The 21,632-nt window shown below is 71.1% G+C and carries 25 protein-coding genes; 8 read left to right on the plus strand and 17 right to left on the minus strand.

The window, feature by feature from the left end:
• Positions 1 to 11 precede the first annotated feature (11 nt).
• The 4 genes from ACFQ2V_RS02940 to ACFQ2V_RS02955 all read right to left on the minus strand — a co-directional run bounded on the left by ACFQ2V_RS02940 (position 12) and on the right by ACFQ2V_RS02955 (position 4,041).
• Positions 12 to 1,694: an ABC-F family ATP-binding cassette domain-containing protein gene (locus ACFQ2V_RS02940; protein ID WP_386050577.1), complete on the minus strand. Its 1,683-nt coding sequence runs from the start codon at positions 1,692 to 1,694 to the stop codon at positions 12 to 14.
• An 85-nt stretch (positions 1,695 to 1,779) separates the two neighbouring features.
• Positions 1,780 to 2,418, minus strand: a complete 639-nt coding sequence (locus ACFQ2V_RS02945) for a hypothetical protein (protein ID WP_386050579.1) — start codon at positions 2,416 to 2,418, stop codon at positions 1,780 to 1,782.
• A 4-nt stretch (positions 2,419 to 2,422) separates the two neighbouring features.
• The gene (locus ACFQ2V_RS02950) at positions 2,423 to 3,082 is read right to left on the minus strand and encodes a hypothetical protein (protein WP_386050581.1); all 660 of its coding nucleotides are present in this window, start codon (positions 3,080 to 3,082) and stop codon (positions 2,423 to 2,425) included.
• A gap of 83 nt (positions 3,083 to 3,165) precedes the next feature.
• Positions 3,166 to 4,041, minus strand: a complete 876-nt coding sequence (locus tag ACFQ2V_RS02955) for a tRNA pseudouridine synthase A (protein ID WP_386050583.1) — start codon at positions 4,039 to 4,041, stop codon at positions 3,166 to 3,168.
• A gap of 124 nt (positions 4,042 to 4,165) precedes the next feature.
• On the opposite strand from ACFQ2V_RS02955, the gene ACFQ2V_RS02960 reads away from it, so the two are divergent.
• Complete coding sequence (locus ACFQ2V_RS02960) at positions 4,166 to 4,702, plus strand: AMIN-like domain-containing (lipo)protein (protein ID WP_386050584.1); 537 nt, start codon at positions 4,166 to 4,168, stop codon at positions 4,700 to 4,702.
• Positions 4,703 to 4,784: 82 nt separating this feature from the next.
• Here ACFQ2V_RS02960 and rplQ read toward each other — a convergent pair whose 3' ends face one another.
• The 7 genes from rplQ to infA form a co-directional block, all read right to left on the minus strand.
• Positions 4,785 to 5,516 (minus strand): 50S ribosomal protein L17, sunset domain variant, encoded by a 732-nt coding sequence (gene rplQ, locus ACFQ2V_RS02965; protein ID WP_386050586.1) that lies wholly within the window; start codon positions 5,514 to 5,516, stop codon positions 4,785 to 4,787.
• A 72-nt stretch (positions 5,517 to 5,588) separates the two neighbouring features.
• Complete coding sequence (locus tag ACFQ2V_RS02970) at positions 5,589 to 6,620, minus strand: DNA-directed RNA polymerase subunit alpha (protein ID WP_045191880.1); 1,032 nt, start codon at positions 6,618 to 6,620, stop codon at positions 5,589 to 5,591.
• Between the two features lie 158 nt (positions 6,621 to 6,778).
• Positions 6,779 to 7,387, minus strand: a complete 609-nt coding sequence (gene rpsD / locus ACFQ2V_RS02975; protein ID WP_026864123.1) for a 30S ribosomal protein S4 — start codon at positions 7,385 to 7,387, stop codon at positions 6,779 to 6,781.
• Between the two features lie 32 nt (positions 7,388 to 7,419).
• The gene (rpsK, locus tag ACFQ2V_RS02980; RefSeq protein ID WP_020143208.1) at positions 7,420 to 7,815 is read right to left on the minus strand and encodes a 30S ribosomal protein S11; all 396 of its coding nucleotides are present in this window, start codon (positions 7,813 to 7,815) and stop codon (positions 7,420 to 7,422) included.
• A 56-nt stretch (positions 7,816 to 7,871) separates the two neighbouring features.
• Positions 7,872 to 8,246: a 30S ribosomal protein S13 gene (gene rpsM / locus ACFQ2V_RS02985; protein ID WP_045191882.1), complete on the minus strand. Its 375-nt coding sequence runs from the start codon at positions 8,244 to 8,246 to the stop codon at positions 7,872 to 7,874.
• Positions 8,247 to 8,469: 223 nt separating this feature from the next.
• Positions 8,470 to 8,583 carry a 50S ribosomal protein L36 gene (rpmJ, locus tag ACFQ2V_RS02990; RefSeq protein ID WP_006592630.1) on the minus strand — a complete coding sequence of 38 codons (114 nt, stop codon included), beginning with the start codon at positions 8,581 to 8,583 and terminating at the stop codon, positions 8,470 to 8,472.
• Positions 8,584 to 8,618: 35 nt separating this feature from the next.
• The gene (gene infA, locus ACFQ2V_RS02995; RefSeq protein ID WP_013493543.1) at positions 8,619 to 8,840 is read right to left on the minus strand and encodes a translation initiation factor IF-1; all 222 of its coding nucleotides are present in this window, start codon (positions 8,838 to 8,840) and stop codon (positions 8,619 to 8,621) included.
• Between the two features lie 266 nt (positions 8,841 to 9,106).
• Here infA and ACFQ2V_RS03000 point away from each other — a divergent pair, with 266 nt between their 5' ends.
• From ACFQ2V_RS03000 to ACFQ2V_RS03025, 6 genes are all read left to right on the plus strand, one after another.
• Positions 9,107 to 9,985 carry a histidine kinase dimerization/phosphoacceptor domain-containing protein gene (locus ACFQ2V_RS03000; RefSeq protein ID WP_386050589.1) on the plus strand — a complete coding sequence of 293 codons (879 nt, stop codon included), beginning with the start codon at positions 9,107 to 9,109 and terminating at the stop codon, positions 9,983 to 9,985.
• Positions 9,986 to 10,042: 57 nt separating this feature from the next.
• Positions 10,043 to 10,435, plus strand: a complete 393-nt coding sequence (locus ACFQ2V_RS03005) for an ATP-binding protein (protein WP_386050591.1) — start codon at positions 10,043 to 10,045, stop codon at positions 10,433 to 10,435.
• On the plus strand, positions 10,432 to 11,085 hold the full coding sequence (locus tag ACFQ2V_RS03010) for a response regulator (protein ID WP_386050593.1): 654 nt from the start codon (positions 10,432 to 10,434) through the stop codon (positions 11,083 to 11,085). Before ACFQ2V_RS03005 ends, ACFQ2V_RS03010 begins: the two co-directional genes overlap by 4 nt.
• 105 nt (positions 11,086 to 11,190) lie before the next feature.
• A complete protein-coding gene (gene alr / locus ACFQ2V_RS03015) occupies positions 11,191 to 12,390 on the plus strand; it encodes an alanine racemase (protein WP_386050595.1) in 1,200 nt (399 codons plus the stop codon).
• Positions 12,387 to 13,415, plus strand: coding sequence for a D-alanine--D-alanine ligase family protein (locus tag ACFQ2V_RS03020; RefSeq protein ID WP_386050597.1), 1,029 nt, complete (start codon positions 12,387 to 12,389; stop codon positions 13,413 to 13,415). Before alr ends, ACFQ2V_RS03020 begins: the two co-directional genes overlap by 4 nt.
• Positions 13,412 to 14,161 carry a M15 family metallopeptidase gene (locus ACFQ2V_RS03025; protein ID WP_386050599.1) on the plus strand — a complete coding sequence of 250 codons (750 nt, stop codon included), beginning with the start codon at positions 13,412 to 13,414 and terminating at the stop codon, positions 14,159 to 14,161. The genes ACFQ2V_RS03020 and ACFQ2V_RS03025 overlap by 4 nt, the downstream gene beginning before the upstream one ends.
• 10 nt (positions 14,162 to 14,171) lie before the next feature.
• On the opposite strand, the gene ACFQ2V_RS03030 is transcribed toward ACFQ2V_RS03025, so the two are convergent.
• Positions 14,172 to 14,516 (minus strand): iron chaperone, encoded by a 345-nt coding sequence (locus ACFQ2V_RS03030; protein ID WP_386050601.1) that lies wholly within the window; start codon positions 14,514 to 14,516, stop codon positions 14,172 to 14,174.
• A 110-nt stretch (positions 14,517 to 14,626) separates the two neighbouring features.
• On the opposite strand from ACFQ2V_RS03030, the gene ACFQ2V_RS03035 reads away from it, so the two are divergent.
• Positions 14,627 to 15,382: a hypothetical protein gene (locus ACFQ2V_RS03035; protein WP_386050603.1), complete on the plus strand. Its 756-nt coding sequence runs from the start codon at positions 14,627 to 14,629 to the stop codon at positions 15,380 to 15,382.
• A 152-nt stretch (positions 15,383 to 15,534) separates the two neighbouring features.
• Here ACFQ2V_RS03035 and ACFQ2V_RS03040 read toward each other — a convergent pair whose 3' ends face one another.
• The 5 genes from ACFQ2V_RS03040 to secY all read right to left on the minus strand — a co-directional run bounded on the left by ACFQ2V_RS03040 (position 15,535) and on the right by secY (position 21,535).
• Entirely contained in the window at positions 15,535 to 16,953 is a 1,419-nt protein-coding gene (locus tag ACFQ2V_RS03040) for a DHA2 family efflux MFS transporter permease subunit (RefSeq protein WP_386051042.1), read from the minus strand.
• Between the two features lie 327 nt (positions 16,954 to 17,280).
• Positions 17,281 to 18,711 (minus strand): serine hydrolase domain-containing protein, encoded by a 1,431-nt coding sequence (locus ACFQ2V_RS03045; protein ID WP_386050604.1) that lies wholly within the window; start codon positions 18,709 to 18,711, stop codon positions 17,281 to 17,283.
• A gap of 77 nt (positions 18,712 to 18,788) precedes the next feature.
• On the minus strand, positions 18,789 to 19,643 hold the full coding sequence (gene map, locus ACFQ2V_RS03050; RefSeq protein ID WP_386050606.1) for a type I methionyl aminopeptidase: 855 nt from the start codon (positions 19,641 to 19,643) through the stop codon (positions 18,789 to 18,791).
• On the minus strand, positions 19,643 to 20,212 hold the full coding sequence (locus tag ACFQ2V_RS03055; RefSeq protein WP_386050608.1) for an adenylate kinase: 570 nt from the start codon (positions 20,210 to 20,212) through the stop codon (positions 19,643 to 19,645). The genes map and ACFQ2V_RS03055 overlap by 1 nt, the downstream gene beginning before the upstream one ends.
• The gene (gene secY / locus ACFQ2V_RS03060) at positions 20,213 to 21,535 is read right to left on the minus strand and encodes a preprotein translocase subunit SecY (RefSeq protein WP_386050610.1); all 1,323 of its coding nucleotides are present in this window, start codon (positions 21,533 to 21,535) and stop codon (positions 20,213 to 20,215) included.
• Positions 21,536 to 21,632: the final 97 nt, after the last annotated feature.

Below are 21,632 nucleotides of genomic sequence, written 5' to 3' on the forward strand. Positions count from 1 at the left end.
CGCTACTCCGGTCAGCGTGGGCGGACGACCCGGCCTTCGTCCCACACCGGCTCGGTCGACTCGTAGACGCGACCGTCGGACCCGAACACGAGGAACCGGTCGAAGCCGCGGGCGAACCACCGGTCGTGGGTGACCGCGACGACGGTTCCCTCGAACCGGTCGAGCCCCTCCTCCAGGGCCTCGGCCGACTGCAGGTCGAGGTTGTCGGTCGGCTCGTCGAGGAGCAGCATCGTGGCACCGGACAGCTCGAGCAGCAGGATCTGGAAACGCGCCTGCTGCCCCCCGGAGAGCGAGTCGAAGCGCTGCTCGCCCGACCTCGCGAGCTCGTAGCGGTCCAGCGCTCGCGCCGCCTCCTCACGGGGCTTGCCGGCGCGGTGCTCGTCGCCACGGTGCAGGATCTCGAGCAGCGTGCGCCCGAGCAGCGACGGGTGCTGGTGGGTCTGGGCGAACCATCCCGGACGCACTCGCGACCCGAGCCGGACGACGCCGCTGTGCGCGACGGGGTCGGGCTGCACGTCGCCGACCGGCTGGTGCTCGCGCTCGGGGTCGGTGCCGCCGCTCGCGAGCAGCCGGAGGAAGTGCGACTTGCCAGAGCCGTTGCTGCCGAGGATCGCGACGCGCTCGCCGTACCAGACCTCGAGGTCGAAGGGCCTCATCAGCCCGGTCAGCTCGAGGTCCGTCGCGACGACGGCCCGCTTGGCCGTGCGCCCGCCGGTGAGCCGCATCTTGACCGACTGGGTCATCGGCGTCTTCTCGGGCGGGCCCGCCTGCTCGAACTTCGCGAGGCGAGTCTGCGCCGCCTGGTAGCGCGAGGCCATCCCGTCGTTGTACTTCGCCTTGACCTTCAGCGTCTGCACGAGGGTCTTGAGCTTGACGTGCTCCTCGTCCCAGCGGCGGCGCAGCTCCTCGAGGCGCGCGTTGCGGTCGGCCCGCGCGGCGGCATACGTCGAGAACCGCCCCGGGTGCACCCACAGGGTCGCACCAGCCGCGCCCGGCTCGAGCGTCGCGATGCGGGTCGCGACCCGGTCGAGCAGCTCGCGGTCGTGGCTGATGAAGAGCACCGTCTTGGGGCTCGCGACGAGCGCCTCCTCGAGCCAGCGCTTCGTCGGAACGTCGAGGTAGTTGTCCGGCTCGTCGAGGAGCAGCACCTCCTCCGGACCGCGGAGCAGCGCCTCGAGGACGAGCCGCTTCTGCTCACCGCCCGAGAGCGTGTTGACCTTGCGCCACTGCGCCTTCTCGTAGGGCACGCCCAGGGCCGCCATGGTGCACTGGTCCCACAGCGTCTCCTGCTCGTAGCCATGGGCCTCGCCCCACTCCACGAGCGCGTGCGCGTAGGCCATCTGGTCGGCCTCGGAGTCGCGCTCCATCATGGCCAGCTCGGTGCGGTCGATCTCCTCGGCAGCCCTGCGGATGCGGTCGGGCGCGACGGAGACGAGCAGGTCGCGAACGGTCGTGTCGTCGCGGACCTTGCCGATGAACTGGCGCATGACGCCGAGTCCTCCGGAGCGTGTGACGGCTCCCTCGTGCGCGGCGAGGTCGCCGGCGACGATGCGCGTCAGCGTCGTCTTGCCGGTGCCGTTGGGCCCGATCAACGCGATCTTGGCCCCCTCACCGACCCGCACCGAGACGTCGTTGAGCAGCGGCCTGCCGTCGGGCAGGCTGAAGGAGACGGAGTTGACGTCGACGTGGCCCACGGGGGTCAAGCCTGACGTATGCCGGCCGGTCGCGTCACGCGGATAACGCGGACGACGCGCACCCGCGGCCGGCCTCGGTCGGCCGTCAGCCCCATGACCACGAGTCGAGCACCGCGCGGTAGACGTCGAGCGCCTCGGGCCGGTTCGGGTCGTAGGTGAGGCGGATCGCGAAGGCCTGCTCGGCGTAGGCAACGACGTAGTAGACGTGACGCAGCTCGTCGGACTGGTCGACGACGATACCCATCGCGGAGTAGCCACCGACCTGGCGCTCGGGCGCGGCCATGGGCCGGAACCCCTTCTCCTCGAAGCCGCTGCGGAGCCGGTCGACGGCCTCCTTGAGCGAGCTCGAGCCGATCCTGATGGGACGCTCGACGGCGATGAAGGCAGGCACGTCGGTGTCGTCGGGCTGCACCACGGTGTCGGGCGGTGGGTCGAGGTCGCGCTCGCCCTGCGACCAGCCGACGGGCTGGCGGTAGCTGTAGTCGAAACCGCGCACGCGCTCGTCGGTCAGCGCCGGCCGGCTCGCCTGGGCGGGCAGCGCCTGGATGCGGTGGCCTGCGCTGTCGGTCGTGGGCGCGACCGACGTCGGCAGGTGCACCACGCCCGTGTCGGTGGGCTGGGCCTGCACCGGGGGCGGGGCGTCGTCGGAGCACCCCGCCAGGGCCGAAGCCATGACGAGGCCGATCGTCGGGAGCAGGGCCGCCGACGGTGTCAGTCGTGGCATCGGGCTACGTCCACGCCCAGGTCGAGAGCAGGTCGTCGAACTCGGCGAGGGCGTGCTCGGCGTCGCCTTGGGACGAGCTCAGCGTGAGCAGGTAGATCCTGCCGTCGCGCTGGACGCCGTACGACCGGGCCAGCACCTTGATGCCGTCACGGTCGAACGTGGTCGAGAAGCCGACGGCCGGGGCCCCCGCCACCGACCGTGTCGGCGCGGCGGTGACCACGCGGCCGGCGGCGGTCATCTGGTCGCGGCCCTTGGCCATCTCGTCGTCGAGCACCGCCTGGTCCCCCGCCGACGACAGCACGACGAGGTTGTTCGCGAAGGAGCCGACCTTCTTCGACGACAGGAGCACCAGGTCGATGTTCGCGACACCGTCGGCCTTGTCGGTGGCCTCGGCCCAGCCCTCGGGCGGCACGACGGTGAACGTGCCCGAACGGCTCCTGACCTCGTCGCCCTCGGCTGTCGCCGTGGCGGAGCCCGACGGCTCCGTCCCGGTCGGGGAGGACGGGGAGGACGGGGAGGACGGCGAGGTCGGCGCTGCGGACGAGGCCGGACCCGCGTCGGACGGGGTCGTCGGGTCGGCGGCCGGACCCTTCGAGCAGCCGGTCAGCACCAGCGCACACGTCAGCAGGCCGACCGAGACGGCACGGGTCGGGCGGGCAGTCATGACGAGGATCCAATCACAGGGCTCCACTCGGCGCCGGGTCGAGTCTCGTCGCCGAGACGTCTTGTCTCGTCGCCGAGACGTGCTCAGGCGGGCCCTCGCCGGGCCCGGGTCAGCGAGGAGCGGGCCGCGAGGTCCTCGTCCGCCGGGTAGCGGACCTCCTCGAGGCTGAGCCCGTGGGCAGGCATGACGTGGATGCCCGGGGCACGGTCGTGGCGCTCCTGCAGGGCCCGGGGCCAGCCACGGTCGCGCCGCCCCTCCCCCACCGGCACCACCGCTCCGACGAGCGAACGCACCATCGAGTGGCAGAACGCGTCAGCGCGCACGGTGGCGGCGAGCACCCCGTCGTCGAGGCGCGTCCACGAGAAGGCGAGCAGGGTGCGCACGGTGGTGGCACCCTCGCGCTGCTTGCAGAAGGCGGCGAAGTCGCGCAGTCCGACGAGTGATCGCGCCGCGTCGTCCATCGCGCCCGCGTCGAGGGGCTTGCGCCACCAGACCGTGTCATACCTGCGCAACGGATCGCGCACGGCTCCGGCATCGGCGATGCGGTACACGTAGCGCCGCTCGAGCGCCGCGAAGCGAGCGTCGAAACCCTTGGGCGCCAATGCCGCCCGACGCACCACGATGTCACGGGGCAGGATGCCGCCGAGCCGGCTCACGAGGGACGGACCGGGCTCCCGGTCGGACCGCCCGGGCAGGGCCGCCCAGGCCTCCGGATCGAGGTCGGTGTGCACGACCTGCCCGCGGGCGTGCACGCCAGCGTCGGTACGGCCGGCCACGGTCACGCGTGCGGGCTCGGGGCTGCGCAGCACCGTGCCGAGCGCTGCGGTCAGCTCGCCCTGGACGGTGCGCAAACCTGGTTGCGCGGCCCAGCCGGAGAAGTGCGTCCCGTCGTAGGCGAGGTCGATGCGCACCCTCAGCAGGGCGGCGTCCGCCTCGCCCGACCCGTTCTCCTCGCTCATCGCGACCGAGCCTAACCGGGCGCTGACGCGATGTACCACGAGGGCGTCAACCACCTCTGACCTTCACACGTCTTGTGTGTGGAGCCTCGGGCAACAGGGCTCGGGGTCGCGGAAGGGGAACCTCATGCACACCATCTCTCGCCGGCTCGCGGGCGCAGCGCTCGCCGCCGCCCTCGCCGTCCCGGCGGCGGTCGCGGCCACCACGTCGGCCTCCGCCGCACCGTTCTGCGGCATCACGTGGGGCTCGAGCACGAAGGCGACGAGCCCGAGCCTGCTCTGGACCGGCCGGGTCACCTCGGCGAGGGCAGGGCAGCACGCGTGCTTCGACCGGGTCGTCTTCGACCTCAACCCGGGCCGGGGCACGCTGGGCTACCGCGTGCGCTACGTCAGCGCGGTCACCAGCCCGGGCAGCGGCTTCCCGGTGCCCGTCACCGGTGGCGCCAAGATCCAGGTCACGGTCAACGCTCCCTCGACGCTGTCCCCGAGCACCACGACGTTCTCCGGCTGGCGGACCTTCCGGCAGCTGAAGAACATCGGCAGCTTCGAGGGCTACACCGACTACGGCCTCGGTGTGCGCACCCGGCTGCCGATGCGCGCCTTCGTCGTCGCCGACGCCGACGGCGGCCGACGGCTGGTCGTCGACGTCGCCCACGCGTGGTGATCGAACGAGCACTCCGCCTGAAAATCGAGAAAGCAGTCCGTCCGGTCGGACGAACTGCTTTCTCGATGGGGTGGTGCGTGGCTCAGGAGCCGGAACCGGCCTTGACGAAGCCGGCCTTCTCGGCGTCCTCGGCCGACTTGAACCAGAACTCGGCGATCGTCTGGTCGTACCACTGGCCGTCGGGCTCGTGGTACTTGCCGGAGTCGGCGTTGCCCTTGACGGTGTAGCCCTCGGGGGCCGAGCCGTCCTCGTTCGCGGCGACGGCGCCCTCGGGCAGCTCGAGGGCAGCGGTCTCGGTGGCGTCGGTCTCAGTGGCGTCGGTGGTCTCGGTGGCCTCGACCTTGTCGGCGTCCTCGGCAGCCTTCGTCTCGGCGGCGGCCTTCTTCGACTCGCTCTGCTTCGCAGCGCGCTTCGTGGCGGCCTCGGCCTCCTTGACCGTCGCCTTCTTGGCCGACAGCGGCTCGCGGACGAGCTCGATGACGACCATGGGCGCGTTGTCACCCTTGCGGGCGCCGATCTTCGTGATGCGGGTGTAGCCGCCCTCGCGAGCCGCCATGTCGGGGGCGATCTCGGCGAAGAGACGGTGGACGACACCCTTGTCGCGCACGACCGTGAGGACGCGGCGGCGGGCGTGCAGGTCGCCGCGCTTGGCGAACGTGATGAGACGCTCGGCGAGCGGGCGCAGGCGCTTGGCCTTGGCCTCCGTCGTCGTGATCTTGTCGTGCTCGAAGAGCGACGTCGCGAGGTTGGCCAGGATCAGCCGCTCGTGGGCGGGGCCGCCACCGACGCGGGGACCCTTGGTGGGGGTGGGCATTTCGTTTCTCCTAGAAGTCCGACCAGGCCGTTCTCGAGCAGGGCGTCGAGGGCTCGGTCAAGAAGCGGTTGGTCAGAGACGCTCGTCCTCGACGAACGACTGGTCGTCGTCGTCGCTGTAGTCATCGTCGCCGTAGCCGTCGACCAGGGCCGACGGGTCGAACCCGGGCGGGCTGTCCTTGAGGGCCAGACCCATGCCGACGAGCTTGGCCTTGACCTCGTCGATCGACTTCGCACCGAAGTTGCGGATGTCGAGCAGGTCGGCCTCGCTGCGGCCCACGAGCTCACCCACGGTGTGGATGCCCTCGCGCTTGAGGCAGTTGTAGGAACGAACGGTGAGGTCGAGGTCCTCGATCGGCAGGGCGAGGTCCGCGGCGAGCGCGGCGTCCGTCGGCGACGGGCCCATGTCGATGCCCTCCGCCTCGACGTTGAGCTCGCGGGCCAGGCCGAAGAGCTCGACGAGCGTCTTGCCGGCCGAGGCCATGGCGTCACGCGGGGTCATCGAGTTCTTCGTCTCGACGTCGACGATGAGCTTGTCGAAGTCGGTGCGCTGCTCGACACGGGTCGCCTCGACCTTGTAGGTCACGGTGAGCACCGGGCTGTAGATCGAGTCGACCGGGATGCGGCCGATCTCCTGGTCACCGGACTTGTTCTGCTGCGCCGAGACGTAGCCACGGCCACGCTCCACGGTCAGCTCCATCTCGAGCTTGCCCTTGTCGTTCAGCGTCGCGATGTGCAGGTCGGGGTTGTGCACCTCGACACCCGCCGGGGGCGTGATGTCGGCGGCCGTGACCGCACCCGGGCCCTGCTTGCGCAGGTACATCACGACCGGCTCGTCGTGCTCCGAGGAGACGACGAGGCCCTTGATGTTGAGGATCATCTCGGTGACGTCCTCCTTCACGCCCGGCACGGTCGTGAACTCGTGGAGCACGCCGTCGATGCGGATGGAGGTGACCGCCGCGCCGGGGATGCTCGAGAGCAGGGTGCGACGGAGGGAGTTGCCGAGCGTGTAGCCGAAGCCGGGCTCGAGCGGCTCGATGGTGAAGCGGCTGCGGGCCTCGACCACGACCTCTTCGGAGAGCACGGGACGCTGTGCGATGAGCACTGTTCAGTTCCTTCCCACGGGCGACCGCCATATGACGCCTCGTGAAACTGCCCGGTCGTGATCCGGGCGGGCCGGCACGGCTCTGTCTGCGAGCCGGCCCCAGGGACAAGGGATCCCGTATGCCGTGAAGCTGGCTTCACGGCATACGGGGCCTTGAGTCAGTTCTTCGAGTAGAGCTCGACGATCAGCTGCTCGGTGAGCTGCGAGTCGATCTGCGCGCGCACCGGGAGCTGGTGGATGAGGATCTGCAGCGAGCCGTCGACGACCTGCATCCAGGCCGGGACGGGACGCTCGCCGAACGTCTGGCGGGCCAGCTCGAACGGGAAGCTCTCGACGGACTGCTTGCGGACCGTGATGATGTCGTACTGCTCGACGCGGTAGCTCGGGACGTCGACGCGCACGCCGTTGACCTCGAAGTGACCGTGGGTCACGAGCTGACGGGCGTGGCGACGCGTGCGGGCCAGGCCCGCGCGGTAGACCACGTTGTCGAGGCGCGACTCGAGGATCTGGAGAAGGTTCTCACCGGTCTTGCCGGGGCGCTTCGCCGCTTCCTTGTAGTAGCGGACGAACTGCTTCTCCATGACGCCGTAGGTGAAGCGGGCACGCTGCTTCTCCTGGAGCTGGGTCAGGTACTCCTTCTCCTGGATCCGGCGACGGCCGTGCTGGCCGGGCGGGAACGGGCGGAGCTCGAAGTTCTTGTCGCCGCCGACGAGGTCCATCTTCAGGCGGCGGGACTTCTTGGTGATCGGGCCGGTGTAACGAGCCATGACTTATCTACTCTTCCTGGTCTCTGGCCGGATCAGACGCGACGGCGCTTGGGCGGGCGGACACCGTTGTGCGGCGTGGGCGTGACGTCGCTGATCGCGCCGACCTCGAGGCCGGTGGCGGTGAGCGAGCGGATCGCCGTCTCGCGGCCCGAGCCCGGGCCCTTCACGAAGACGTCGACCTTGCGCATGCCGTGCTCCATGGCGCGGCGGGCAGCAGCCTCGGCAGCCATCTGGGCGGCGAACGGCGTCGACTTGCGCGAGCCCTTGAAGCCGACCTGGCCGGCGGAGGCCCAGGCGATCACGGCGCCGGTGGGGTCGGTGATCGAGATGATCGTGTTGTTGAACGTGCTCTTGATGTGAGCGTGCCCGTGGGCGACGTTCTTCTTCTCCTTGCGACGAACCTTCGTCACGCGAGCCTTGGGAGGCATGTTTCTCCTACGTCAGAACTGAATGTCGGTGAGACGTGATCGCGAGGCGATCAGCGTCACTTGGCCTTCTTCTTGCCGGCCACGGTGCGCTTCGGGCCCTTGCGAGTGCGCGCGTTGGTCTTGGTGCGCTGGCCGCGCACGGGGAGACCACGACGGTGACGAAGACCTTCGTAGGAGCCGATCTCGACCTTGCGGCGGATGTCGGCCTGCACCTCACGGCGAAGGTCACCCTCGAGGCGGTAGTTGCCCTCGAGGAAGTCACGAAGCGCAACGAGCTCGGTCTCACCGAGGTCCTTGACGCGGGTGTTGGGGTCGACGCCGGTCGCAACCAGCGCCTGCTTGGAACGGGTGCGACCGACACCGAAGATGTAGGTCAGCGCAACCTCGACGCGCTTCTCGCGCGGAAGGTCGACTCCAACAAGACGAGCCATGTTGGGTTTTCTCCTGGATTCTTTTCGCGGAGGTCTGGAGCAGGTCACCGATCCGGGGTCTCGGCCCGCCACACAGAAGGACGGGCCACCGGTCCCCGGCCTCCGTGCCGGGGGTGACGTCCTGCGCCGACACGACGGTCGGTCATCAGGGGCCGGGTGCTGCTTTCATTCACTTGTCTTGCGTGCTGTCGAAGTCTGTCGACGGCGAGGTGGTGGGTTCTGCTCAGCCCTGGCGCTGCTTGTGGCGCAGGTTCTCGCAGATCACCATGACCCGACCGTTGCGGCGGATCACCTTGCACTTGTCGCAGATCTTCTTGACGCTCGGCTGAACCTTCATCTGCCTGCTGTCTCTCGAGATCTCAACGGGGAACTTCAGCGATACCGGAAGACGATCCGACCGCGGGTCAGGTCATAGGGAGAGAGCTCCACCACCACACGGTCCTCCGGGAGGATCCTGATGTAGTGCTGTCGCATCTTGCCCGAGATGTGTGCGAGCACCTTGTGACCGTTGGAGAGCTCCACCCGGAACATCGCGTTCGGGAGAGCCTCGACGATCGTGCCCTCGATCTCGATGACACCGTCCTTCTTGGCCATATCCTCCGTCTATCTGTTGGTGGCCGACCCGGACTGGGCCGACCTTGGGACGTGCCTGGTTGCCGTGCTCCGGATCGCTCCTGGGACACAGGCGTGATTCGGGCGCCGAGGCACACGACACCCAACGCACAAGACTACGCCACGCCGGCGATTACCCGAAATCGGCGAGGTGGTCGGCCCAGGGCGTGCCGGGGTCCTCCCGACATCCTCCCGACGTCCTCCCGCGGGAGGATCCCGTACGCCGTCGGCTTGGGTAGCGTGCTCGCGTGACCGCCCGGCCCGACGTCCCCGCCCCGGCCATGCCCGTCGGCGGCCGCGCCCTCGTCGACCGCGTCGGTGCGATCATCGCGCTGCTCTACTTCGTCGGGTCGATCACCGTCGTCGCCGTCGTGGGCAGGCAGGCGTGGTGGGTCAACCTCGGCGAGCAGCCCACCGTGCTCGGCTATGTCGGTATCGGGCTCGGCGCGGTCGCCCTGCTCTTCCTGCCGCGCTTCCCCGGCGCCACCTTCGCCGCCTGCGGGCTCCTCGCGTTCCTGCTGTACGCCCTGGGTGCGGTGCTCGGCCTGCCGACCGTTCTCATGGCGCTCGTCGCACTGTTCGGGGTGACCCTGTGGACCGACCGGCGCAGTGGCCTGTGGGCCCTCACGGCCGCCCTCGGCTCCCTCGGCCTCGCGACTGCGATGCTCTTCGTCCGCTACGGCTACTTCCTGCCGCCGCTCGAGACGTTCCTCGGCGACCGGGTGGCCGTCTTCCTGTTCAACAGCGGTGCCGTCGTGGTGCTGACCTGGGCGGTGGCCGACCAGGTGCGCGCTGCCGGCGAGCGACGGACCCTCCAGCGCGAGGCGCAGACCCACGCCGCCGAGGCCGCCGCCCACCAGCTCGCCGAGCGCGCGGCCGTGAGCCGCGCCGACACGCTCGCCGACCGGCAGCGGATCGCGCGTGAGATGCACGACGTCGTGGCTCACGGGCTGTCGGTGATGATCGTGCAGGCCGACGGCGCCCGGTTCGCCGCGGCCGCCGACCCCGACGTCGCCACCAACGCGCTCGAGACCATCGCGGCGACCGGACGGTCGTCGCTGGCCGAGATGCGCCGGCTGCTCGGCGTGCTGCGCGACGAGGAGTCCCTGGCCCCCGAAGCGCCCTAGCCGGGGCTCGCGGACCTCGAGCCCCTCGTCGCCAGGCTCACCGACGGTGGGCGCCGGGTGCACCTGCGCTTCGCCGGGGACCCCCTGCCGGACCACGAGGGCGAGCACGGCTCGGCGACCGGCCTCACGGCGTACCGGATCGTGCAGGAGGCACTGACGAACGTCATGAAGCACGCGGGCGACGACGCCACGGCCTGGGTCACGCTGACCGTCCACCCGGCGAGCGTGGTCGTCGAGGTCGTCGACGACGGTGGTGGGGCCGCTGCGGGCACCCGGGCCCCCGGGAGCGCGGTCGAGCAGGGCCACGGGCTGCGAGGTATGGCAGAGCGGGTCGACATGCTCGGAGGATCGCTCGTCACCGGCCCCGACCCGCGAGGCGGGTTCCGCGTCGTGGCCACGCTCCCCCGGCTCGGCCCTGAGGCGACGCGACCGATCGAGGTGTCCCGGTGATCCGCGTGATGATCGTCGACGACCAGGCTCTCGTGCGGGCCGGTTTCGCCATGCTCGTGCGCTCACAGCCGGACCTCACCGTGGTCGCCGAGTGCGCCGACGGGCAGCAGTGCGTCGACACCCTCGCCAGGGTCGAGGCCGATGTCGTGCTCATGGACGTGCGCATGCCGCGCATGGACGGCATCGAGGCGACCCGGATCATCGCCGAGCACGACTGCGCGACAAGGGTCCTCGTCCTGACGACCTTCGACCTCGACGAGTACGCCTTCACGGCCCTCCGTGCCGGCGCCTCGGGCTTCCTGCTCAAGGACGCACCGCCGGAAGACCTCCTCGCCGCGATTCGCACGGTCCACGCGGGTGATGCCGTCATCGCGCCCTCGACCACGCGGCGGCTCGTCGAGACGTATGTGCGCAGCGCACCCGTCGTCGGTGCCCTGCTGGATCGCACGGCCGCGCTGACCGACCGCGAGCGCGAGGTCTGGGTCGCGATCGCGCGCGGGCTGACCAACTCCGAGATCGCCGAGGCGCTCTTCGTCTCCGAGACGACCGTCAAGACTCACGTCGGGCACATCCTCGCCAAGACGGGCGTCCGCGACCGCGTCGCCCTGGTCGTGCTCGCCTACCAGACGGGCGCGGTCGCACTGCCCTGACCAGAGGTCTCCGACCATCCCGCCGTCGCCTCCTCCCACGGGAGGAGGGAGATGTCGGTCCACGGCTCGATGCGCCGACTGCAGGTGCGCTCATAGCGTCGAGGCATGATCGAGACACGCGAGTCTGGCACGGCCGCAATGGAACTGGGCGGCACACAGCCGATGACGTTGCCCGAGTCCGCGGGCGAGCTCGCCGAGGCCGTCGTCGATCACGCCGCCCTGGCAGCCAACGTTCGCACACTGCGCTCGGCCGCAGGGACGCAGCTCATGGCCGTCGTGAAGGCCGACGCGTTCGGCCACGGGGCGGCGCCGGTGGCGCGCACGTGCCTCGCAGCCGGGGCGACCTGGCTCGGCGTGACCCGCGTGAGCGAGGCCCTGGAGCTGCGCCGGTCGGGCGTCGGCGCGCCCATTCTCGCGTGGCTCTTCGACCCGGCCCGGTCCGCGGAGGCAGTGGCGGCCGGAGTCGACCTCTCGGTGAGCAGTCCCGCCGACCTCGCCGCCGTCGCCCGTGTCTCCGGGGCCCCGCGCATCCACCTCAAGCTCGACACCGGTCTGCACCGCAGCGGATGCCCCGGTGAGGACTGGTCGCGGCTGGTGTCCGTCGCAGCCTCCCTCGAGTCGGCAGGGCGGGTTCGGGTCGCCGGCATCTGGTCGCACCTGTCCCACGGGGGCCGACCGGACGCCGTCCCCACCCACCGCCAGCTGCTCATGTTCCGCGTCGGCCTCGACCTCGCCCGGGCAGCCGGGCTGCGGCCGGAGGTGGTTCATCTCGCGAACACCGCTGCGGTACAGGCGAACGCACGCGACACGGCATACGACCTCGTACGCGTCGGGGCAGGCGTCTACGGAATCGGTGAGGGGCTGCGGCCTGCCCTCACCCTGCGTACGCGGGTCGTCCAGGTGCGGCGCGTGGCGGCGGGCCGCGGCGTCGGCTACGACCACGTCGGCCGCACCACTCGTGACACGCACCTCGCGCTGGTCCCCGTCGGCTACGCCGACGGGCTCCCCCGCGCCGCGACCGGGCGAGCGAGCATCTGGGTCGGCGGCCGCCGCGCACCGCTGATCGGACGAGTCTGCATGGACCAGGTCGTCGCCGACCTCGGCCCCGAGCCCGTGGCCGTCGGCACCGAGGTGGTCGTGCTGGGGCCGGGCGACCACGGGGAGCCGACCGCGCGGGACTGGGCCGCCTGGTCGGGGACCAACGAGCACGAGATCTACACGGGGATCGGCAGTCGCGTGGGTCGCCGGCACGTCGGCGCCGACTGGGCGGTCGACCGGAGCAGCAACGGAAGGGAGCAGTCATGAGGGTGGCCGTCATCCACGGCGGGACGAGCAGCGAGCACGACGTCTCGGTCGCGAGCGGCGAGGGCATCGCCGACGGTTTGCGCCGGGCGGGGCACGACGTGGTCCCCGTCCTCGTCGACCGCGCTGGGGAGTGGCACACGCCCTACGGTGCGGGTCGGCTCGTCGCGGTGGACACGCTGCTCGGGTGCGATGTCGCGGTCCCGGCCCTGCACGGGGTTCTCGGCGAGGACGGGACGGTCCAGGGCTTCCTCGACGTGCTCGGCGTGCGCTACGTCGGCTCGCCCGTCGCCGCCAGCGCCGTGTGCCTCGACAAGCAGCTGACGAAGCTGGTCGTCGCCGGTGCGGGCGTGCCGGTCGCACCCGGTGTGCTCGTCCCCGTCGATCGGGCGCGGGCGGCGACGTGCTCGGCCGTGGAGCTCGACCGTGTCGCCGCGGACCTGGCTGCGGCCGGGCTCGTGGGCCCGGTCTTCGTCAAGCCCGTGCACGGCGGCTCCAGCATCGGGGTCACGCGGATCGCCACGACCGGGCCGCCCGACCTCGCCCGCGCGCTGGGCGCTGCCCTCGAGGCCGGCAGCGACTCCGTGCTCGTCGAGGCCGAGGTGTGTGGCCTCGAGGTGGACGTGCCGGTGCTCGAGCTGCCCGACGGTGAGGTGCGCTGTGGCCCTTCGTTGCTCGTCCAGAGCGACCCGGACGAGCCGTTCTTCACCGAGGCCGCCAAGTACGCGAGTGGTGCCACGCGGTTCGCGGTTCCGGCGCCGCTCGGCACGGAGCTCACCGAGCACCTCGAGCGGCTCGCCGCCACCGCCTACCGTGCCCTCGGCTGCCGGGGCCTGGCCCGTGTCGACTTCCTCGTCGGCAGCGAGGGCCCGGTGCTGAACGAGGTCAACACCTTTCCCGGGTTCACGCCGGCGTCGCAGTTCCCACGGATGTGGGCGGCCGCCGGGATCGGCTACCCGGCCCTCGTCGACCTGCTCGTTCGGACAGCGTCCACCGCGTCGGTGGGCGCCGTCGCAGCCCGGCCATGACCAGCCCTGCCATGACCGGCCCGGCCGCGAGCTCCCTGACCACGACGTCCGGCCCGCCCCTGCTGTCCGACCCGCGTGTCCGCGGGATCCGTGTCGTCGACGACGGCTCCCCGATGGTCGACGTGGCGAGCGCGGGGGTCCGGGTCGAGCCGGCCGCGCCGGCACCACCGCCCGGCCTCGGGCTCGAGTGGGTCGCGGCGCCGGCCCGGTCGCACCGTCTGGTGCGCCGGACGCTGGCCGACCGGCTCGGCGAGGCGCAGGCGACCCTCCCCGATGGGCTGCACCTGCTCGTCGTCGAGGGGCTGCGGCCGGCGGGGGCGCAGGGGGCGATCCATGCGGCATACCGCCGTCGCATCGCGGACGAGCAGCCCTGGCTCGGTGCCGACGAGATCGACCGTCTGACGAGCCGGTTCGTCGCGCCGCCGACGAACGCACCCCACGTGAGCGGTGCCGCCGTCGACATCACGCTCGTCGATCCGGGCGGCGAGCGGCTCGACCTCGGCACCCCCGTCGACGCAACCCCGGAGGAGAGCGCGGGGGCGTGCTACTTCGACTCCCAGGGCATCAGTTCTCAGGCCCGGCAGCTGCGCTCCGTGCTCGCGCTGGCGCTCGGCCGCGCCGGACTCGTCAACTACCCGACCGAGTGGTGGCACTGGTCGTTCGGCGACCGGTACTGGGCCCACGTCACGGGGGCGCCGTTCGCGATCCACGGGCCGGTCGACCGCGACCCGACGCCGGCACGCTGAGGTGACCGGCTCAGCGACCCAGCTCGGCCAGGCGCAGCGCGACGATCCTCTCGAGCACGGCATCGGGCACCGGGCGGTCGACGGAGAAGCGGATGGTGCCCTTGCTCAGCGAGAAGCCGTCGAGGTCGGTTGCCACCGCATCGACGACGGCCGGGCTGAAGGGGAAGACCGACAGGTGCTTCGCGGCAGCGGCGATGCCGACGAGCGGGCGTCCCTCGAGGCGCAGGGCCGGCATGCCGTAGCTCGTGCCCTCCTCCGCCTCGGGGACGACGCGCCGAGCGACGTCGACGACGTGCTGCAGGGCTGAGCGCTGGTCCGGCTCGAGCCCGGCCAGGTAGTCACCGATCGTTCCCACGTAGCCGATCGTGCCACCGTCGGCCTCGACCGGGGCACGATCCGCCGGGCCCGATCCGCCGGGCCGGCTCACGCCCGGCGCACGGGTGCGCCACCCGGCATACTGACGGGGTGACCGAGCCCGGCGCCGACCCCACCCACCCGCCCGCACCCGACGACCACACCGACACGGTGAGTGCGCCGCCCACGGAGGCGGAGTCCGTGGAGGACTACTACGCCCGCATCGCGGCCGCCGCCCGTGAGGACGGACGGCTGCCCGTGGCGGTCGAGGAGATGCCCGGGTGGGACATCTACCCGTACGAGCTGGAGGGCCTGCGGCTCAAGCCCGTGCGGCCCCCTGCCGACGAGGAGCCACCGCGCCGCGGTGAGCAGGCCGCGGACTGCCACTGCGCCCTGGGCTTCGACGACACCGACGAGCGGGTGGTCTGGACGAACTCCCGCTGGCGGCTGACGCTGTCACGCGACACCGGTCTGCCCGTGATGCTCATGCTCACACCGGTCGCGCACCACGACCTGCCCTCGCTGCCGGGCGAGCTCGCGGCGGAGATGGGCCAGCTCATCGTCGCGATCTCCGACGCCGTCGAGCACGTGCCCACGGTGGGCCGCGTGCAGCTCGCGAAGTACGGCGACGGTGGCGCACACCTGCACCTGTTCTTCCTCGGCAGGCCGGCGCGGATGCTGCAGTTCCGGGGGTCGCCGCTCATCGACTGGGAGGAGAACCTCCCGCGCGTGCCGCTCGAGGTGCTCCAGGCCAACGCGCGCGTCGTCGCCGAGCGCATGGTCGTGCACGTCGGAGGACGCGCGGGCGCCCTCGGCCGCCAGAGCGCCGGACGCCGCCACCACGACGTCGTGCCCGGATCCGCATGAAGGCTCGCCGCCTCGCCTGCACGTAGGTGCAGTGGTCACCCTCACACGGGCCGACGACCCATCGTGGTCCCCCCTTCGACGGTCCGCTGTCCCCCTGCACGGCTCCCGGCAGCCGGATCCGGTTCCGTCGCCCCGACCGGCAGCGGGCGGGCTCAGCCGCTGTGGTGCGTGGGCCGCTCGAAGAAGAGCACGGCCACGACGCCGACGAGCAGCACCGCCGCCGGGAGCAGCATCGACTGCGCCATGGCGTCCGAGAAGCCGTCGGCGATGCGGGCCGGCATCGCGCCCCCGCCGGCCTGCTGCACCGACCCGGACGACAGCTCCAGCCCGGGCAGGTTGGCGGCCATGCGTGCCTCGATCACCGCGGCGATGGCGGCGCTGCCGAGCACGGCACCGACCTGGCGCGTCGTGTTGTAGACGCCGGCGCCGGCGCCGGCCGACGACATCGGCAGGTTGCGGGTGGCGGTGGCCGCGAGGGGACCCCACATGAACGCGCTGCCGACGCCCATGAGGGCCATCGGCAGCAGCAGCTGCCAGATCGCCGTCTCGGGGTGCATGACCGCGGCCACCCAGAAGAGCGAGGCCGAGGTGAGCCCGAGCCCCACGGGAGCCAGCAGCTTCGGGTGAACCTTGTCGGTCAGGCGGCCGCCCACCGGGGCGAGCGCGCCCGAGATGACCGCCATCGGCGCCAGCAGCAGCGCCGACGCCGTCGGGCTCAGGCCACGGACCGCCTGCGCGTAGAGCATGAAGGGGAAGGCCATCGCGGTGATCGCGAAACCGACCGTCGTGATGCCGATGTTGGAGACGGAGAAGTTGCGGTCGCGGAAGAGGCCCAGCGGGACGAGCGGCTCGTTCGTGTTGCGGGACTGCCAGACCAGGAAGAGGCCGAAGACCACGATGCCCACGCCGATGAGGAGCGGCACCGACACGAACCCGGAGATCGCGCCCCAGTCGTAGGTCTCGCCCTCCTGCACCCCGAAGACGATGAGGAACATGCCGACCGCCGACAGCGCGACCCCCACCCAGTCGAAGGCGTGGCTGCGGGTGTCGAGCCGGGGCACGAGCCGTGCGGCGAGGACGAAGGCGATGATGCCGACCGGCACGTTGATGAAGAAGATCCACTCCCAGCCCGGGCCGTCGACGAGCAGACCGCCGACCACGGGGCCGACGAGGATCGCGACACCGGCGGTCGCGCCCCACAACGCCATGGCCTGCCCGCGCGAGGCGGCTGGGAAGGTGCGGGTGATGACGGCCATGGTCTGGGGCGTCAGCATCGAGGCACCGAGGCCCTGCACGACCCGCGCGACGATGAGGCCGGTTATGGTGTCCGTCAGTCCGCACCAGAGCGAGGCCAGGGTGAAGATGGCCAGGCCGGCGAGGTAGACGTTCTTCGGGCCGAAGCGGTCGCCGAGCCGCCCGGTGATGAGCAGAGGCGTGGCGTACGCGAGCAGGTAGGCGCTGGTCACCCAGATGACGCTGTTGACGTCGGTGTCGAGCCCACGCAGGATCGCCGGCGTCGCCACCGAGACGATCGTCGAGTCGACGAGGATCATGAAGAAGCCGATGACCATGGCCCACAGCGCCGGCCACGGGTTGTGGTCGGCGGGCACGCCACCGGGGGGCACCGTCGCCGCCGCTGCGGCCGGCCGGGAGGATCCCCGGGGGCCGGTCACCCTCGTGTCTCCCGTCGTTCCGGTCGCCCCTGTCGTGCTCTCGTCACCGGCCACGACTGCCTCCTTCTGCTGGTCCTGCACGCCACCGTCGATTCTTCACCCGGGCACCGACAGCCGTCACGCCACAGCGCGACCACGCCACACGCGCCGGCCCACCGGCGACCCACCGATGAGCCACCGACGACCCTCGGACGGCCCGGGACCACGACGGCGGGGGCCGCCGCCTCAGGTCCAGCGGGTCGAGAGCCACATCGGGTCGTGGCCCGTCAGCGGCACCATCCGCCACGTCAGGTCGGCGTCGGCGCTGCGCAGCCGGGCCTCGACGCGGAAGCGGTGGGGCGTCTCGATCGCGATGACCTCGGCGCGAAAGGTGTCCTCGTCGACCCAGCCCCCGCTGGCGACGACGGGGAGCGTCGCCCCGGCGGCGACGAGCTCGCTCTCGCGCCAGGCTCCCACCCCCACGGGGACCCGCAGCCACTCGCCCCGGCGGGCCAGGCCCAGGACGAGCTCGGCGCCCTCGCGGGTGACCGAGACGGCCGCGTAGTCGGGAGCCAGGTCGGAGGAGCTCGAACGGTTGAACTCGGCGTGGTCGGGCCCCAGGGCCTCGCCCGTCATGGCCGGGATCTCGAGGCCGGCCAGGCGCTCGGCGAGCGCGGCCTCCGCAGCCGCGGAACCGGGCGCACCGATCGCGGGCACGAGGTGTTCCCACAGTGCGTCGAGCGTCGACTGCATGCGCTGCTGCTCGGCCGTGACGGCCACGACGGTGTCGTGCTCGGGAAGCACCACGAGGAACTGCCCGTAGGCGCCGTCGCCACGGAAACCGAAGCGCTGCATCCAGAACGAGTAGCCGTAGCCGCGCCGCCAGTCCTCGTCGGCGCCGGGGTCCTCGTTGAGCGGCCCGAACGCGCGGGTGGCCTCGTCGACCCACGCCTCCGACAGCAGCTGTCGACCGTTCCAGCGACCCCGGTCGAGATAGAGCTGGGCGACCGAGGCGATCGTCTCGGTCGTCAGGTGCGACCCCGTGAACCCGAGCTCGCGTCCGAGAGGGTCGCGGTGCCACGGGATGCTCTCCTGCACCCCGAGCGGCACGAGCAGGCGCGGATGGAGGACGTCGGCGACTCCGCCGCCGGTCAGCTGCCGCACGATGACGGCGAGCACGTACGTCGCAACCTGGTTGTAGGCGAAGACGGTGCCGGGGTCACGCGTCGGAGTCGTCGCGAAGACGCGAGGCACCCAGTCGCCGGCGGCGTCGAAGTCGTAGCCGTTCATCCGGTCGAACACGTGCGTCCACGCGTCCTCCTCGTGACCGACGGTCATCGACAGGCAGTGCCGCACGCGCACGTCGTCCCAGCCGGGGGCGACCGCGTTCGGGTCGAGCTCCGGGAAGTGGTCGAGGACGCGGTCGTCGAGCGACAGGCGGCCCTCCTGCGCGAGGAAGCCGACAGCCGTGGCCGTCAGCGTCTTCGAGAGGGAGTACGCGAGGTGGACGCGGTCGGCGGCATACGGCCGCCACCACCCCTCCGCGACGACGTGCCCGTGGCGTACGACCATCAGGCTGTGCAGACCGAGGTGCTCTCGTTCCACGGCGTCGACGAGGTCGAGGATTCCTGAGGCGTCGACGCCCTGGGCCGACGGGGTGCTGCGGGGAAGGGTCACGAGCGTGAGGCTACGCGTCGCCGTCGCCGGATGGGGAGAGCGGCCGTGGCGCCGTTCGGCGCGTCAGCAGGCCGGTGTCAGACCGAGACGTCGAGGGGGGCGTATGCCGCCCCGACCGCCTCGAGGGCGGCCTTGCCACCGTCGATGGCGGTGAGGATCCACAGGCCGTCCTCGCGGACGGCGACCGAGTGCTCCGAGTGCGCCGCGCGCGACCCGTCGGCGGTGACGACGGTCCACTCGTCGCCGAGCACCTTGGTGTCGGTCGAGCCGAGCGTGATCATCGGCTCGATCGCACCCGTGAAGCCGTCGACGAGCTTCGGGCCTGTCTCGCGCACCGCGTAGTTCGGGATCTGGGGGTCCATGTGCATCTGGGTGCCGATGCCGTGGCCGACGTACTCGTCGATGACGCCGTACGCGTTGCCGTCGCGCGCCGCAGCCGCCTCGATACTCGCCTCCACCGCGTCGCCCACGGCGTAGAGCCGGCCGCCGACCTGCATGGCCGCGATGCCGGCGTAGAGGCTCGCCTCGGTGGCGTCGATGAGCGCGAGGTCCTCGGGGCGCCCGGCCTCGGGCCCGCCGACGACGGCGGTGAAGGCCGCGTCGCCGTTCCAGCCCTTGACCTCGGCGCCGCAGTCGATGGAGACGATGTCGCCCGCCTCGAGCACGCGCGAACGGGGGATGCCGTGGACGACCTCGTCGTTGACGCTCGTGCAGAGCGTGTGGCTGTAGCCGGGCACGAGCTGGAAGTTCGGGATGCCGCCGTGGCTGCGGATGAACTCCTCGGCGAGGCGGTCGAGCTCGAGCGTGGTGACGCCGGGGCGCACCTCGCCCGCGAGCATCTCGAGGGTGCGCCCGACGAGCAGCCCCGCCTCACGCATGAGGAGGAGCTGCTCGTCGGTGCGGCCCTGGAGCCGGCCTCGGCGTCCGAACATCAGGCGTGCTGGGGCAGGGCGGCGATGACGCGGTCGGTGACCTCGTCGACCTCACCCATGCCGTCGACCTTCACGAGGAGGCCGACCTGGTCGTAGTGGTGTGCCAGTGGAGCGGTCTCCTTGCGGTAGATCGCCTGGCGCTCGCGGATGACGTCTTCGGTGTCGTCGGCACGGCCCTCGGTCTCGGCCCGCCTGAGCAGGCGCTCGACGATGGCGTCCTCGTCGACCTCGAGCTCGAGGACGGCGTCGAGGGCGTGACCGTGGCGCGCGAGCATCGCGTCGAGCGCGTCGACCTGGCCCGAGGTGCGCGGGTAGCCGTCGAGGAGGAAGCCGTGGGTGGCGTCGTCCCAGGAGAGGCGGTCCTCGACGATCTCGTTGGTGATGTCGTCGGAGACGTAGCCACCGGACTTGATGATCTCGTCGACCTTGACGCCCAGCGGGGTCTGGTCCTTGATGTTGGCGCGGAAGATGTCGCCGGTCGAGATGGCCGGGATGCCGAGCCGGTCGGCGATCCGCGCCGCCTGGGTGCCCTTACCGGCACCGGGCGGGCCGAGGATGATCAGTCGCATTTAACGGAGGAACCCTTCGTAGTGACGCTGCTGCAGCTGCGCCTCGATCTGCTTGACCGTCTCGAGACCCACACCCACGACAATGAGGATCGACGTGCCACCGAACGGGAAGTTCTGGTTGGCGCCGACGAGCACGAGGGCGACGAGCGGGATCAGCGAGACGATCGCGAGGTAGATGGCACCCGGCACGGTGATTCGGGTCAGGACGTAGTTGAGGTACTCGGCCGTGGGTCGCCCGGCCCGGATACCCGGGATGAAGCCGCCGTACTTCTTCATGTTCTCGGCGACCTCGGTCGGGTTGAACGTGATCGAGACGTAGAAGAAGGTGAAGAAGAGGATGAGGGCGACGTAGATCGCCATGTAGATGGGGTGGTCACCGCGGACCAGGTTCGACTGCACCCACGTCACCCAGTCGGGGTTGTTGCCGTCGGCGCGCGTGTTGAACTGCGCGATGAGGCCGGGGAGGGCGAGCAGCGAGCTGGCGAAGATGACCGGGATGACGCCGGCCATGTTGACCTTGAGCGGGATGTACGTCGACGTGCCGCCGTACATGCGCCGGCCGACCATGCGCTTGGCGTACTGGACCGGGATGCGGCGCTGCGACTGCTCGACGAAGACGACCGCGGCGATGACGAAGATGCCGAGGACGATGATGCCGAGGAAGGTGCCCCAGCCCTTGTTCTCGCGGATGCCCCAGAGCGAGGCCGGGAAGCCGGCGGCGATCGAGGTGAAGATCATCAGCGACATGCCGTTGCCGACACCCTTGTCGGTGATGAGCTCACCGAACCACATGATCAGGCCGGTGCCGGCCGTCATGGTGAGCACCATGATCAGGATGGTGACCATCGACTGGTCGTTCATGATCGAGGTGCAGGACCCGCCGAACAGGCTGGACGGGTTGCGCGCGAAGGTGACGAGCGTGGCCGACTGGAGGATCGCGAGGCCGATCGTCAGGTAGCGGGTGTACTGGGTCAGCTTGCTCTGACCCGACTGGCCCTCCTCCTTGAGCGCCTCGAAGCGCGGGATGACCACCGTGAGCAGCTGGATGATGATGCTCGCGGTGATGTAGGGCATGATCCCGAGCGCGAACACCGACAGCTGGAGCAGTGCCCCGCCGCTGAACAGGTTGGCGAGGTTGAGGAACCCGCTCTGGTCACCCGACCGGCCCTTGTTGGCCTCGAGACAGTTCTGCACGAGGCTGTAGCTGATGCCGGGCGTCGGGACGTGCGACCCGAGCCGGAACAGCACGATGATGCCGAGCGTGAAAAGCAGCTTCTTGCGCAGGTCCGGGGTACGGAACGCGCGTGCGAAGGCGGCGAGCACTGGGTCCTCCTGGGGGCCGCACCGTGGCGCGGCGTCATTCATGCAATCCGTGGAAGGTTAACGCAAAGGCACAGCGCCCCGAGCCTCCCTCCGCGGT

The sequence above is a fragment of the Terrabacter terrigena genome (assembly GCF_042676085.1).
Lineage (GTDB): Bacteria > Actinomycetota > Actinomycetes > Actinomycetales > Dermatophilaceae > Terrabacter > Terrabacter terrigena.

Bases quoted from the DNA above. Each gene is read 5' to 3' on its own strand.
- ACFQ2V_RS02945 (WP_386050579.1), bottom strand. From the start codon at position 2,418: ATGCCACGACTGACACCGTCGGCGGCCCTGCTCCCGACGATCGGCCTC.
- ACFQ2V_RS02950 (WP_386050581.1), bottom strand. From the start codon at position 3,082: ATGACTGCCCGCCCGACCCGTGCCGTCTCGGTCGGCCTGCTGACGTGT.
- ACFQ2V_RS02955 (WP_386050583.1), bottom strand. From the start codon at position 4,041: ATGAGCGAGGAGAACGGGTCGGGCGAGGCGGACGCCGCCCTGCTGAGG.
- ACFQ2V_RS02960 (WP_386050584.1), top strand. From the start codon at position 4,166: ATGCACACCATCTCTCGCCGGCTCGCGGGCGCAGCGCTCGCCGCCGCC.
- rplQ (WP_386050586.1), bottom strand. From the start codon at position 5,516: ATGCCCACCCCCACCAAGGGTCCCCGCGTCGGTGGCGGCCCCGCCCAC.
- rpsD (WP_026864123.1), bottom strand. From the start codon at position 7,387: ATGGCTCGTTACACCGGCCCGATCACCAAGAAGTCCCGCCGCCTGAAG.
- rpsK (WP_020143208.1), bottom strand. From the start codon at position 7,815: ATGCCTCCCAAGGCTCGCGTGACGAAGGTTCGTCGCAAGGAGAAGAAG.
- rpsM (WP_045191882.1), bottom strand. From the start codon at position 8,246: ATGGCTCGTCTTGTTGGAGTCGACCTTCCGCGCGAGAAGCGCGTCGAG.
- rpmJ (WP_006592630.1), bottom strand. From the start codon at position 8,583: ATGAAGGTTCAGCCGAGCGTCAAGAAGATCTGCGACAAGTGCAAGGTG.
- infA (WP_013493543.1), bottom strand. From the start codon at position 8,840: ATGGCCAAGAAGGACGGTGTCATCGAGATCGAGGGCACGATCGTCGAG.
- alr (WP_386050595.1), top strand. From the start codon at position 11,191: ATGATCGAGACACGCGAGTCTGGCACGGCCGCAATGGAACTGGGCGGC.
- ACFQ2V_RS03020 (WP_386050597.1), top strand. From the start codon at position 12,387: ATGAGGGTGGCCGTCATCCACGGCGGGACGAGCAGCGAGCACGACGTC.
- ACFQ2V_RS03025 (WP_386050599.1), top strand. From the start codon at position 13,412: ATGACCAGCCCTGCCATGACCGGCCCGGCCGCGAGCTCCCTGACCACG.
- ACFQ2V_RS03040 (WP_386051042.1), bottom strand. From the start codon at position 16,953: ATGGTCATCGGCTTCTTCATGATCCTCGTCGACTCGACGATCGTCTCG.
- map (WP_386050606.1), bottom strand. From the start codon at position 19,643: ATGTTCGGACGCCGAGGCCGGCTCCAGGGCCGCACCGACGAGCAGCTC.
- ACFQ2V_RS03055 (WP_386050608.1), bottom strand. From the start codon at position 20,212: ATGCGACTGATCATCCTCGGCCCGCCCGGTGCCGGTAAGGGCACCCAG.